Source organism: Algoriphagus halophilus, assembly GCF_900129785.1.
Classification (GTDB): Bacteria; Bacteroidota; Bacteroidia; order Cytophagales; family Cyclobacteriaceae; genus Algoriphagus; species Algoriphagus halophilus.
Genome location: NZ_FSRC01000002.1, coordinates 277,297 through 290,648, shown reverse-complemented (window position 1 = coordinate 290,648; position 13,352 = coordinate 277,297). Strand labels below are relative to the sequence as shown.

Sequence of the window (13,352 nt, the reverse complement as noted above, 5' to 3'; positions counted from 1 at the left end):
AGTATTTTGCCGTATTTTTGACCAAATTTATGATCATGAGCAAGCCCCTGTTGTCTGTAGTTATTACGATCTACAACGAAGAAGAAAACATCAAGCCATTATTGGAAGCCACCTATTCCGCACTTTCTGAAATCGACTATGAGGTCATTCTAATAGAGGATGGTTCTACTGATAAGACAGTGGCCGAAGTGAAAAAGTATGCAAATGATCGGACAAAGCTGATTATTTTCAATCGGAATTATGGTCAAACCACCGCATTGGCAGCGGGAATTGACATGGCTACAGGCGAGTATATTTCTACCATGGATGGGGATTTGCAAAATGACCCCACAGACATTCCTATTATGCTTCAAAAAGCGATTGATGAAGACTGGGATGTAGTAGCAGGTAGAAGGGCCAATAGAAAAGATGGGTTTGTGTTGAGGAAGATTCCGAGTAAAATAGCCAACTGGGTGATCCGAAATACGACCAAAGTCTATTTGAATGATTATGGTTGTACGCTCAGAGTTTATAAAGCTGAGATCGCTCAAGGAATGGGGTTATATGGGGAATTGCACCGTTTTATCCCGGTTCTTGCCAAGCAACAGGGTGCGAGGATGACAGAAATGGATGTGAAACATCACCCTAGAATCCATGGTGAATCTAAATATGGGTTGAGCCGGACTTTTAAAGTAATGGCTGATCTGATCTTAATGCTATTTTTTCAAAAGTATTTCCAACGTCCGATTCACTTGTTTGGTGGAATCGGAATAATCGCTTTCCTAATAGGTGTTCTCATCAATATTTACCTGTTGGTACTGAAAATCATGGGAGAGGATATTTGGGGAAGGCCAATCATGATTTTAGGCTTTATATTGGTGCTTGGAGGTATTCAATTTATCACGACTGGAATTATTGCCGAGATCATTGTCCGAACTTACTTTGAATCTCAAAATAAAACTACCTACACCATTAAATCAGTTTATCAAGGGGAAGCTTTGACAGCATAAGACTGTCTCATTCCCAATTCGTTGAGCTGTTCAATTCAGAAGAATAGACCTGACTTTCCTTGGAAAAAAAAGCAAGTACTCTAGGTAAGAAACTCAAAACCGGACTGAAACTTCTTTTGACGGGGTTGGCAATATTCCTGGTATTCCGAAAAATTGATACCGAGGAACTCTGGTTGATCACCAAGTCGATTCATTGGTTTTGGTTAGTACCTGCCATAATCTTATTTGTAATGAGTAAGGTTTTTACAGCATTGAGGTTAAATCTTTATTTCAGGAATATTGGCTTGAATATTTCTGAAAAGCTGAATTTCCGATTGTATTTGGTAGGCATGTTTTATAACCTATTTCTTCCTGGAGGAATTGGAGGGGATGGATACAAAATCTATTTACTCAATAAGAATTATAAAACTTCCGTAAAATCACTGATTCAAGCTTCTCTTTTGGATCGTTTAGGAGGGCTGGTTGCCATCGTGTTTTTGTTACTTATTCTTGTTCTCCCAGTAGATTTAGTGCTTCCATTTGAATCTCAAGTACCTTGGGAAGTATTGATCGTAATCGCTTCAGTGTTGGTGTTTCCTTCATTTTGGTTAGTTCAAAAGCTTTTCTTTAAACCTTTTTTACCTTCTTTTTTAAAATCCAATAGTTGGTCCATGTTGGGACAAATCTCCCAGTTGGTCTGTGCCTTGTTTATTTTGTTGGCGCTAGGAGTTGAAACAAACTTCTTAGCATATCAATTGGTGTTTTTATTATCCTCTATCGTTGCCGTGCTTCCTTTGACCATTGGTGGCGTTGGAGCCCGTGAACTGGTGTTCATTTATGCGCATACTTATGCAGGGATAAATGAAGCTACTGCAGTGGCCTTTAGTTTAATCTTCTTCTTGATCACCGCATTGGTCTCACTTACAGGTGCTATGATCAAAGTGGAATTTGACAAAAAAGTAGAGTCAGAATTATAAGCTATTTTCTCTTTTTAGGATCGCGTCATGTGGAAAATAGAATTGACCTGAGGGATTTATTATTTCCCAAGACAATTGATCTTTGTCAGGGATGTATGTAACTCTAATCTTGGAAGTTTCTCCAGAAAAGTTGCTATTAATGCTTCCTGTCCAGCTATTTGGAAGTTCTCCTGGTTTTAAAATCATGGACGTTGTGGAAGCGCAATCTACTCGGCCTCTATTGTAATATTCACCACAATGAATTCCTTTAATGAGTGATTTTGATGAGGATTTGTCTTGATCTTGGAACAAAGTGACCCTAAAGGATCTTTCCTCTGTATTTTCAATCCATTCCCAATTCCCAAGGAGTTTTTGCCCAAAGGTTAAGGTATAGCATAAAAAAAATAAGAAAGTAAGAAGGACTGTCTTCATAAATTAACTTTTCCCAAAAATAGCTAAACAGCATTTCTTACCTTTGCCCAAAATCCTATAATTCATGAACAAAGCCGAGCTATTTTCCCAAATTCAGAAAAAGTCATCCTTTCTATGTGTAGGGCTCGATGCAGATATCCAGAAAATTCCAGCACATCTAAAGTCGGAGAAAGATCCAATTTTCACTTTCTGTAAAGAAATTATAGAACAGACCGCTGATTTTGCAGTAGCCTACAAGCCAAATATCGCATTTTTTGAAGCCTTGGGTCCTCAGGGTTGGGAAACGCTTCAAAAAGTAAATGAATTAATCCCTAAGGATATTTTTACAATTGCCGATGCAAAAAGGGGGGATATTGGAAATACCTCTAAGCTATATGCCAAGGCCTTTTTTGAAAAAATGGATTTTGATTCGGTGACAGTAGCTCCATATATGGGGGTCGATAGTGTGACTCCGTTTTTAGAATTTGAGAATAAATGGGTTATTCTTTTGGCGCTAACTTCTAATGCTGGATCAATGGATTTTCAACTCATTAAGGATGAAACTGGCAAGCCGATGTATCAATCTGTATTAGAAAAAAGCCAGCAATGGGGGAACTCCGATAATATGATGTATGTGGTAGGAGCTACCCGCGGTGAATTGATTGGAGAGGTAAGGAAGGTGGTGCCGGATCATTTCTTTTTGGTTCCGGGAGTGGGAGCTCAAGGTGGTAGCCTAGCTGATGTTGCCAAATATGGAATGAATTCTTCCTGTGGGTTGCTTGTGAATTCTAGTCGAGGAATTATTTATGCGTCTCAAGATGAAAATTTTGGAAAATCGGCCAGATCAGAAGCACAAAAACTTCAGGAAGAAATGTCCAGTCTATTGGATACTTATCTTTAATGAAGAAGATTTATAATTGTTTTTAAAGCCAGTTTTTACTGGCTTTTTATTTTAGTAAAGTTTTTTTAATTTAAAGAAGACTTTAGGTGATTTTTATGAATTTCAGAGAAGACTTTTTATAACTCGTCTGGAAATTTCAATATTTCGAAAAACGGGATTTCCAAACTACCAATCAGGAACAAGTTCAAGTAATCCAAATTGGTTTCCATAATCTAGCGGAAGGCCCTGATTTTTTAGATTCAGTGGTTATGATAGATGGGGTAGCCTTTCATGGTCATGTAGAGGTTCATAAATATGCTTCCGATTGGAAGAACCACGATCATGAAGCGAATCCCGCTTATAATTCAGTAGTCCTGCACGTAGTATGGGAAAATGACAAGCCAGTGCTACGAAATGATGGAACCTTGATTCCAACTGTGGAATTGAAAGGGAAAATATTCTTAAATATCTGGAGAAATTACGAGCGGCTGTTGGATTATCAATCTGAGCTCCCCTGTGCTTATGCAGTGCACCAAGTTCCAGAAATCATTCGCTTTTCGAGTTTGGAAAAATCCCTGGTAGAACGGCTTCAAGAAAAATCTCAATCAATTTTAAATCTGTTAGAGGAAAACAAAGGAGATTGGGAGGAGACATCCTATCAATGGTTATTTACCACTTTTGGGTTCAAAACAAATAGTAAAGGTATGGCCGAGTTGGCTAAATTATTTCCGTATAAAATCTTGATGAAACACCGGGATAAACTACCCGTATTGGAAGCCATACTATTTAGACAAGCGGGCTTGTTGCCGGAAGATTCTGAAGAGCCTTATGTTCAATATTTAATCAAAGAGTCGGATTTTCTAAAGAAGAAATATCAATGGGAGCGTTCACTGAGCCCTCAGCACTGGTCTTTCATGGGAGCCAGGCCTAGCAATTTGCCTACTTTGAGGATTGCACAGCTAGCGGCTATTTTATCCAATGCGCCCAGCTTATTGAGGGCAATTTTAGAAGATTCTAGAGATTTTTCCTCGATTAAGAATTTGCTTCAAATCAGCCCAAGTGATTACTGGGTCCATCATTATTCTTTTGGGAAACCCGCCTCAAGAAAAGTCTCAAATGGTGTTTCCAATACAGTCTTACAGTTGTTGATTATCAACTATGTTTTGCCTTTGTGGTTTGCCTATGGGAGATATTTCTAGCAATCGGAATGGAAAGAACTTTGTTTTGATTTAATTCAAGAGGTGGCGCCTGAGGATAATAGGATTGTTAAGAAATTCCAAACTGCCAATTGGATTCCTTCCAATGTCTTTGATACCCAGGGGATGCTGGGTTTATACAAAAAATATTGCCAACCCAAGGAGTGTCTTCAATTTAAAATCGCCCAGAGTTTGGTAATGAGAGACAGCAAATGATTTTTGCGTAAGGATATGATTTACCGTACTTTTGCAGTCCGAAAAGGAAAATACTATGGAAAAACCAGTAATTATTTTGGGAGCAACAGGTATTGCTCATCCCGCTCTTGAAATATTTAACAGTAATGATGTCGTGGTATATGGTTTTCTGGATGAAGATGAAAATCTTCATGGCACTGAAATCAATACCGTTTCTGTTTTAGGAAATCCTGAAGACGATGGGTTTTTAAAGCTAGTAGGGAAAAAAGCGGAAGCTTTTGTGGCTGTAGATGATGTCAAGTATCGAAAATTTCTTGTGAAATTGTTGAACGAGCGAAGAAAGGTTCAGCCTATCAATGCTATACATCAAACAGCCTATATTTCTACCGATGCTGTTATTGGTCATGGAAACTTTATTAATGCCAAAGTAACTGTAGGAACAGGAGTAGAGATCGGTCAACATTGTATTTTGAATACAGGTGCGATCATTGATCACAAAGCGAAGTTGGGAGATTTTGTTCAAGTTGGAGCAGGCTCTATTATCAACTCTGAAGTAACCATAGGAGAAGGAGCATTTATTGGTTCCGGAGTGACAATTGTATCAGGTGTGACCATCGGGAAAAATGCGAGAGTAGGAGCCGGTTCAGTAGTAATTTCTTCTGTTGGAGACAATGAAACGGTTTTTGGTAACCCAGCTGCAAAAATTAAATCTTAAATTTGCCTTTTAATTTATAGTACAAATCATACATCCTTAAACACCCTGCCGAAACAGGGCTCTAGTTATGGAAAACAACAATTATTACATCCTCCTTTATTATTGCTACGCCAAGATTGAAAATCCTGAAGAATACCGGGAGCAGCATCACTTGTTTTGCGTAGAAAACAACATCCGAGGTAGAATCATAATCTCCGATGAAGGTTTGAATGGTACAGTTTCCGGCCTGAAAGAAGACTGTGAAAAGTACATGGCTTATGTTCATGCTGATCCAAGATTCGCCAAAACTGAATTTAAAATCGATGAGCACGACAAGCATGCATTTACAAAGATTCATGTAAGGTATAAGCCTGAAATTGTTCATTCTGCACTAAGACATTTGGACCCAAATGTCAAAACTGGAAAACATCTAGATCCGGAAGAGTTTAAAAAATTGAAAGATCAGGAGGACGTGGTCATACTAGATGTACGGTCTAACTACGAGCATGAATTAGGGAGATTCAAAAATGCCCTAACCTTGGATATCGATAACTTCCGGGATTTTCCTGAAAAAGTAAAGGAACTGGAACACTTGAAAAACAAAAAAGTACTGACCTATTGTACTGGAGGGATCAAGTGTGAAAAAGCTTCGGCTTTTTTATTGGAGCAAGGCTTTGAGGATGTATACCAACTTCATGGAGGGATCATCAAGTATGGAATGGAAGCTGGAGGAGAAGATTTTGAAGGGAAATGTTATGTTTTTGATAACAGGATCGCAGTGGATGTCAATAAGGTGAATCCAAAAGTAATTTCAACTTGTCATGTGTGCGGTACTGACTCCGACAGAATGGTCAATTGCGCCAACCCAAGCTGTAATGCACATGTTGCGATTTGTGAAGAATGTGGTTGGAAAATGGAAGGTGCATGTTCGGATGAATGCAAGGATCATCCTGAAAAAAGAACCTATGACGGAACGGGTTATTACCAAAAGAATACCAATGGATATAATCCTTATAAAGGCTTGAAACGTTCTGGCAATAAAAATCAAATTACTAAATTAGAGGGTGAGCCAACGAATTCCTGAATCCGAACTAATACTAAACGCTGATGGAAGCGTATATCATTTACATTTGAAGCCAGAAAATCTGGCTTCTTTTGTTTTTACGGTAGGTGATCCAGACAGGGTCCCTCTGGTTTCCCAGTATTTTGATGAGATTGAGTTTCAGACTAGAAAAAGAGAGTTTGTGACCCATACTGGAAGGATTGATGGAGAGCGAGTCACAGTCATGAGTACAGGGATGGGGACTGACAACATCGAGATCTTCATGACAGAACTCGACGCTTTGGTTAATATTGACCTAGAATCCCGAACCCTCAATCCCACCCACCGAAGTCTACAGATAGTTAGAATTGGCACCTCTGGTGCAATGCAATCGGATATTCCTGTGGGCTCCTTATTGGCCTCTTCAAAAGCAGTAGGGATGGATACATTGATGCAGTTTTACCCTACGTTAAACAGTCCTCAAGTCTGGGGAGAAGCAATCCGCCAAAAATTGAAATTAGGCTTTACGCCCTATCAAGCTGAGGCTAGCTCAAATTTACTATCAAGGCTTGGACCGGAATTTTTGAAAGGAATTACTTTAACCTGTCCAGGTTTTTATGCACCTCAAGGAAGAACAGTCAAATTAAAACCAGTAATTGATCAGATGCTGGACCGCTTGGCAGCAATGGAAATGGAAGGTGAACGATTGACTAATTTTGAAATGGAAACGGCTGGATATTATGCCATGGGGGCCTTATTGGGGCATCAGGTGCTTAGCCTTAATGCGATTGTTGCGAATAGAATACTAAAAGAGTTTGATAAAGAGGCTGAAAAAACCTTGGATTCCCTGATCCGCGCAGCTCTGAAGTTGCTTGTTAAAAAATAATCACCCTTACGCTAAATACGTTCGATAAGAATTCACTTCACCCAATTTGAAATCTTCCCATTCGTTATAGTTAATTGACAAAAGCAGCTCGCCTAAAAAATCTGTACATTCTTGTTTGCACACATAAATGCCAAACAAGCTATCAGGCTTATTTACTAAAAATATTCGGCTGCTTTCAAAGTTGTTTACAAGATCATTCCAGGAACCAAGAATTAGAAGTTCGTCTTGATTCTTGACAGTTTGAATGATTTTAAAATTTCCTTTTGATGTGGATATTTTCATGACGTAAAAAGTTGGTTTAACTGATTTGATATATCAAAACTAGATCAAAAATCAGCAGTACTCAATACGTATTAATACCTATTTTTAAAAATGTGAAATGCAAAAAATATTATTTCAATTGATGATATCTTTATTTTTTTGTGCCCATAGAAGTAGGGAATTGTGCTTTTTTTCCAGTTTAAGCTTTGCAATCATATTACTTCTGTGCTTATCCACAGTTCGTTCAGCGATGAATAATTTCTCTGCGATTTCTTTGGTAGAAAGTCCGTCGGCAATTAGCCTTAGAATTTTCTTTTCGGAAGGGGTTAATTGGGTCTGTTCCGAATCCAAATTGCCAATTTCTTTGTCTTCAAAAATTTTTTCACTAAAAAAATGATTTCCATTTAAAACGGTTTCAATGGCTTTGGATAATTCTCCTAGAGCAAACTCCTTTAAAATATAACCAGATAGATTCAGCTCTTTGGCTTGGTGGTACAAATACAACTCTTTATGCAGTGTCAATAAAATGATCTTGGTGGGAAGTTTTAGTTTCTTGCATTGAGCAGCAATTTCTAGCCCAGAAAAATGAGGCATTTCCATGTCCAAAATCGCCAGTTGTGGATGGTGCTTCAGGATTTTTTCTAAGGCATCTTTACCATTACTAGCAGAGTCCAAGACATCAATATTATTTTCCTCCAAAAACTCCTGGAGCCCTTTCAATAACAAAGGGTGATCGTCTGCAATGACTACTGTTGGCTTAGACATAGGTAATGAAACTTAAACTGGTGGCCTTTACTATTTGGCGGATTACTTTGATGCTTTAATCTTATTGAAGCAACTCTTTTCTTTATTGTTTTTAGACCGAGGCTCTAGAAATCATTAGATTATTCAGAATTATCAGATCCTTTCCAGATGCCTTCCATTTTTAAAATAATACGTAGATCTAATTTTAAATATAGCTAAATCAATTTATTACTTGGGCACTAGGTAATTAGAATCATGTGGTTTACGTTTTATGGATTTTTGATGTCCATATAAGCAAAATAAATGAGCCATTGCAAAAGATTATAAAGCCACAGTCAGTTAGAATGTAATTGATACCCTCAATACGCCTAATTTCAGAATTGAGATTAATGAGGAATGATTCAACCAATTACGTAAATTAAATCTTGAATCCAGGATTAGTTCCTCTTCCTACACCTATCGTTTCAAAGAGTTAAAAGAGGAGTAGGCGATGATATTTAATCAATCTTCTCCTAACTTTAAAGAATGACTTTACTTGTTGAACAAATCAAAGCAGCTTTGGAGGATAAGGCCATCCCAGAAAAAGCTGCTTTTTTTCCGAGATTTTTCAAATCAGGACCAGGTGAATATGGGGAAGGAGATAAATTCTTAGGAGTTAAGGTTCCAGAGCAAAGGAAAATAGCCAAGTCTGTATACAAAGACATAAGCCTAGATGAAATTGAGACCTTGATTCAAGATGAATACCATGAAGTTCGTTTGACGGGTGTTTTGATTTTAGTCTATCGCTATGAGAAACTTAAATCTGATGAAGAGCGAAAGAAATTGGTTGACTTTTATCTATCGAATTTAAAATGGGTAAATAACTGGGACTTGGTCGATAGTTCATGCCATCATATTTTGGGTCATTATTATTTGAATCGAGACAAATCGCTTTTTTATGAATTGGCTGCAACAAATCATCTCTGGAGTCAGCGAGTAGCCATGGTGAGTACCTATTATTGGATCAAAAGAGGAGAGTTTAAGGATGCATTGGCCTTGGCTGAAAAATTCTTGGATCATCCCCATGACCTCATGCATAAAGCTGTAGGATGGATGCTTCGTGAAATTGGAAATCAAGATTTTAAAGTCGAATATGTGTTTTTGAAAAAGCACTACCGACAAATGCCAAGAACCGCCTTACGCTATGCCATCGAAAAATTTGACGAGGAAGTAAGGCAGGATTTTTTGAAAGGAAGAGTTTGAAGTCAGAAGTTTAAAATCAGAAATCTGAAAAAGTCAGGATGAGCGGAGTCGAAGCCCCTGGCGCCTCAGACAAATATTAATTTTTTAAAAAGATAGCTCTTCGAGCAGATATTTAGTAAGATAGCTTCGTAGTTAATATGAAAATCAAGTTTATCTCGCGAAGCCTATCTCGCCACAGGCGTATCCCAGGGAAGCTTATTTCTCTTTAGCTTTATTCTATTCCCTCCAATTCACTGAGTTCTAACCAAGTCAATTCTGACTCCTCTAACTCAGCATCTATTTCTGCAATCCGATTCGACTGCTTGATCAATTCTTCATGATCTTCAATTCCAGCAGCGATTTTATTTGTGATGTTAGCTTTTTCTTCTTCCAACTTGGCAATAGTAGTATTTACTTTTTTGAATTCCTGCTTTTGCTTATAGCTTGCTTTTACTTTTGTCTGGCTGGGGGGAGTCGAAGCCTCAACTTTAGTTTCGGCAACTTTATTTTCAGGTTCTTGAATCTTGATTCTTGAATCTTGATTCTTATTCTCCTTTTCCCACTCTCTGAAATCAGTATAGTTGCCTGGGAAGTCTTTGATCTCGCCTTCACCTTCGAAAACAAACAAATGCTCGACTAATCGATCCATAAAATATCGATCGTGGGACACAATGATCAAACAGCCAGGGAAAGTATCCAAAAACTCCTCCAGGGTATTTAAGGTCATCAAATCCAGGTCATTGGTAGGTTCATCGAGAATCAAGAAGTTTGGATTCTTGATCAAAACCATCAATAATTGAAGTCTCCTGCGCTCTCCTCCACTTAATTTTGCAATAGGAGTATGTTGTTGCTTTGGAGGGAAACCAAACTGTGTTAAAAACTGAGAAACAGTAATTGTTGCACCTCCTGCAATATTCACCACTTCGGCAACTTCCTTGACAATATCAATCAGACGTTTTTCCTCATCAAATGAGCTTTCCTCCTGTCTGTAATAGCCAAAAGCAGTCGTTTGTCCTATCGAGATTTTTCCTGCATCTGGTTCAAGTTGTCCAGTAATCATATTAAGGAAAGTAGTTTTTCCAGCTCCATTGGGTCCTACAATCCCTACACGGTCTTTTTTTCTGAAGGTATATGAGAAGTCCTTGATTATGGTTTTATCTCCAAAGGACTTTTGCATCTTTTCGATTTCGATGATTTTATTTCCTAGACGCTGGGTAGTCACGGTCAGTTGGATGTCACGTTCCTCTCTCTTCTGAGAGGCCTTTTCTTTCGTTTCCTCAAATGCGTCTACTCTGTATTTGGCTTTGGTTCCTCTGGCTTTAGGCTGTCTACGAATCCATTCCAGCTCCTTTTTATAAAGGCTTTTCGCTTTTTCCAACTCCACGTCTTCCTGCATCATTCGCTCAGCTTTCTTGTCCAAGAAATAACCGTAATTACCTAGGTAACGATGAACTTTCCCCTGGTCTAGTTCCAATATTTCATTGGTGACTTTTTCCAGAAAATACCGGTCGTGAGTGACCATAAAAAGGGCAAGATTCGCTTTTGATAAATAATCTTCTAGCCATTCGATGGTATCCAAATCCAAATGGTTGGTTGGTTCATCGAGAAGCAATAAGTCAGGCTTTTCCAAGATTGCTTTTGCTAAGGCTACTCGCTTACGCTGACCTCCAGAAAGAGTACCTACTGGTATATCAGTGTCGTGGAGGCCTAATTTACCAAGCACTTCTTTGACTTGGTATTCGAAATCCCAGGCTTGAAATGCATCCATTTTTTCAAATAAACCTGCCATTTTTTCGGAGTTATCAATGCCTCTTTCTGCTTCCAGCATGGCTTTATGATAATCCTCAATGACTTGCAGCACTTCAGAATTACTTTGATCGAATATCGTTTGGTAAATGCTCAGGCTTCCCTCAAAAACTGGGTTTTGGTGAACGTAGGCCACTTTTACCTGTTGATTGATAGCTACGTTTCCTGTGTCTGGGATTTCTAAACCCATGATAATTTTCATCAAGGTGGATTTACCTGCACCATTGATGCCGACTAATGCGATTTTTTGTCCTTGGGAAATGCCAAAAGAGATATTGGAAAAAAGCTTGCGTTCCCCGAAAGCTTTACTTAGGTTTTCGACCGAAAGGTAATTCATGCCGCAAAAGTAGTGAAAAGGAAAGGGAGTATAGGCATGACCAATTATATTCCCCTTATAGTAATTAAAATATTCGAAAACTTATCGCTCTCCTGTGGTTCAATAATGAGTTGCATAAATATTATGAGTAGATAAATTATTATTTTTCTATTTGGCTTTTGATCTTCAGCGAAATCAGGACATACCTATCCTCCTTTAAAAGATTCTGATTTTTCTCAAAAAAATCATGAACATTGTTCGGTTTCACAGTGACTTTTTTGCCAGAAAATGTTTTGATATAATCATTATAAAAATAAACCGAGTTGATCATAAAAATAAGTTTATCTTCATCGTATGTCCATGGGATTCCTCTTATTAGCATCTGATCCAAATCATTCTCCAAACTTTTAGACTGGATTAAAACCTTAAAATCCTTATTCATAAAAATTAAATGGACTCCTTTATAGTACTGCTGAAGGGATAGAAAGTAATACGGTCCAAGTTTTGAAAATAGAGAAATGCCTTCTACTAATTCTTTTTCCCGGATGAATTGTTGGTAATCATCTCGACTCATATTGTTTAGTCTAACAAAATCCGTTTTATCAACTAGTGCATCACCGATATCAAATGTTACTTTTTGAGTGCGATTTAGATGATTGTCAAAGAATAATACCTCGGTAGAATATGGGATCGGGAAAACAAGTCCTCCGTCAAAATCTTGGTTGAAACCATTATTGTCTCCATATTGAGCTTTTTCAAATCCTGGTCTAATTCTTTCCCATTCCCCTATCACCTGTTCATTTTCATAAAGAAGAAAATTGAATTCAGTACCATCCCTCCGATTATTCATGAAATAAAGCATTCGATTGCCTCGCTTTTCAAACATGGGAATGTTTTTGGTGATTTTCTCCTCATAAATTAAATTTTGAAATGGACCGTAAGTCACAGCTTTACCTAGGACTCTATCCAAAATGGTAATTGTTGAATCTTCCAAAAAAAAGTAATCCGATTGCCTAAATTCTCCAGGTCCCGAACCTGTCGCTTGGTAAACAAATTGAGGCTGACCTTTCTTATCAAACTTATGGATATGGCCAGTATAAAAGTCCTGAATATACATCGATTCATTATCAAATTTCATTAGATAGGGTTCTACGAGCGGCGATGAATCAGGAGCATTTAAAATTGAATAAGAGATGCTTTCAAAAGCTTCAGATAATCTATTATTTTTTGAGTCTTTAAGATTTATGACAACAATTAACTCACTTGAATTGCGTTCACTGTTGTTATTTTCACAGGAAATAAAACAAGCTGTGATTAGTGAAAAACCTAAAGTGAAAAGAAGGTGCCTTATAAAAACAGTTAAGGTTCTTTTAAGAATATTTAGTAACAATGAGCGAAGTTAAAATATGGCATAAATTGAATAGTTAGGCCTTCAACTTCGCTCAGACTGCCAAAAGGTTAACTTTTTTGACAATATCAATCATTTTGAACTTTAAGTAATTGGAGTTACTTCATCACAATGTTTTTGACCTGAAACATCACAAGATTCATTACCTCCTGGCCTACATCTATATACACTACCACCAAGTGGCCATTTAATATTTTGCATATAATAAACTCCTGAAGCATGAGCCGAAAAAGAGGGAAAGAATAAAATTGTCGGAAATACTAACATCGAAATTCCTAAAATTACTTTTTTTATTAAATTTTTGGTTAAAATAAAATCCCCTTGGCCAAGAGCACTAACCAACTAGTTAGCTTTTACTAACATGTTAT

Annotated in this window: 12 protein-coding genes and 1 pseudogene; 8 read left to right on the top strand and 5 right to left on the bottom strand. The window is 37.7% G+C overall.

What is annotated here, in order from left to right:
* The first annotated feature begins 35 nt into the window (after positions 1 to 35).
* Both BUR11_RS13280 and BUR11_RS13275 read left to right on the top strand, forming a co-directional pair.
* The gene (locus BUR11_RS13280; protein ID WP_074226130.1) at positions 36 to 989 is read left to right on the top strand and encodes a glycosyltransferase family 2 protein; all 954 of its coding nucleotides are present in this window, start codon (positions 36 to 38) and stop codon (positions 987 to 989) included.
* A 59-nt stretch (positions 990 to 1,048) separates the two neighbouring features.
* The gene (locus BUR11_RS13275; protein ID WP_234982167.1) at positions 1,049 to 1,945 is read left to right on the top strand and encodes a lysylphosphatidylglycerol synthase transmembrane domain-containing protein; all 897 of its coding nucleotides are present in this window, start codon (positions 1,049 to 1,051) and stop codon (positions 1,943 to 1,945) included.
* On the opposite strand, the gene BUR11_RS13270 is transcribed toward BUR11_RS13275, so the two are convergent.
* A complete protein-coding gene (locus tag BUR11_RS13270) occupies positions 1,940 to 2,356 on the bottom strand; it encodes a hypothetical protein (RefSeq protein WP_074225474.1) in 417 nt (138 codons plus the stop codon). The genes BUR11_RS13275 and BUR11_RS13270 overlap by 6 nt on opposite strands.
* Positions 2,357 to 2,420: 64 nt before the next feature.
* Between BUR11_RS13270 and pyrF the strand changes: the two genes are divergently transcribed.
* The 5 genes and pseudogenes from pyrF to BUR11_RS13245 all read left to right on the top strand — a co-directional run bounded on the left by pyrF (position 2,421) and on the right by BUR11_RS13245 (position 7,228).
* A complete protein-coding gene (gene pyrF / locus BUR11_RS13265; protein ID WP_074225473.1) occupies positions 2,421 to 3,236 on the top strand; it encodes an orotidine-5'-phosphate decarboxylase in 816 nt (271 codons plus the stop codon).
* Positions 3,237 to 3,373: 137 nt separating this feature from the next.
* Positions 3,374 to 4,414, top strand: a pseudogene (locus BUR11_RS13260) (DUF2851 family protein); the annotation flags it as partial.
* 268 nt (positions 4,415 to 4,682) lie between these two features.
* On the top strand, positions 4,683 to 5,321 hold the full coding sequence (locus BUR11_RS13255; protein WP_074225472.1) for an acetyltransferase: 639 nt from the start codon (positions 4,683 to 4,685) through the stop codon (positions 5,319 to 5,321).
* 67 nt (positions 5,322 to 5,388) lie between these two features.
* On the top strand, positions 5,389 to 6,384 hold the full coding sequence (trhO, locus tag BUR11_RS13250) for an oxygen-dependent tRNA uridine(34) hydroxylase TrhO (protein ID WP_074225471.1): 996 nt from the start codon (positions 5,389 to 5,391) through the stop codon (positions 6,382 to 6,384).
* On the top strand, positions 6,365 to 7,228 hold the full coding sequence (locus BUR11_RS13245) for a nucleoside phosphorylase (protein WP_074225470.1): 864 nt from the start codon (positions 6,365 to 6,367) through the stop codon (positions 7,226 to 7,228). Before trhO ends, BUR11_RS13245 begins: the two co-directional genes overlap by 20 nt.
* Positions 7,229 to 7,234: 6 nt before the next feature.
* Here the strand turns inward: BUR11_RS13245 and BUR11_RS13240 are convergent, their stop codons facing one another.
* Positions 7,235 to 7,510: a hypothetical protein gene (locus BUR11_RS13240; RefSeq protein WP_074225469.1), complete on the bottom strand. Its 276-nt coding sequence runs from the start codon at positions 7,508 to 7,510 to the stop codon at positions 7,235 to 7,237.
* Positions 7,511 to 7,624: 114 nt separating this feature from the next.
* Positions 7,625 to 8,254: a response regulator gene (locus tag BUR11_RS13235; protein WP_074225468.1), complete on the bottom strand. Its 630-nt coding sequence runs from the start codon at positions 8,252 to 8,254 to the stop codon at positions 7,625 to 7,627.
* Between the two features lie 504 nt (positions 8,255 to 8,758).
* Between BUR11_RS13235 and BUR11_RS13230 the strand changes: the two genes are divergently transcribed.
* The gene (locus BUR11_RS13230; RefSeq protein ID WP_074225467.1) at positions 8,759 to 9,475 is read left to right on the top strand and encodes a DNA alkylation repair protein; all 717 of its coding nucleotides are present in this window, start codon (positions 8,759 to 8,761) and stop codon (positions 9,473 to 9,475) included.
* Positions 9,476 to 9,686: 211 nt separating this feature from the next.
* On the opposite strand, the gene BUR11_RS13225 is transcribed toward BUR11_RS13230, so the two are convergent.
* Entirely contained in the window at positions 9,687 to 11,597 is a 1,911-nt protein-coding gene (locus tag BUR11_RS13225) for an ABC-F family ATP-binding cassette domain-containing protein (protein ID WP_074225466.1), read from the bottom strand.
* A 139-nt stretch (positions 11,598 to 11,736) separates the two neighbouring features.
* Positions 11,737 to 12,966, bottom strand: coding sequence for a 6-bladed beta-propeller (locus tag BUR11_RS13220; protein ID WP_074225465.1), 1,230 nt, complete (start codon positions 12,964 to 12,966; stop codon positions 11,737 to 11,739).
* Between the last annotated feature and the right edge of the window lie 386 nt (positions 12,967 to 13,352).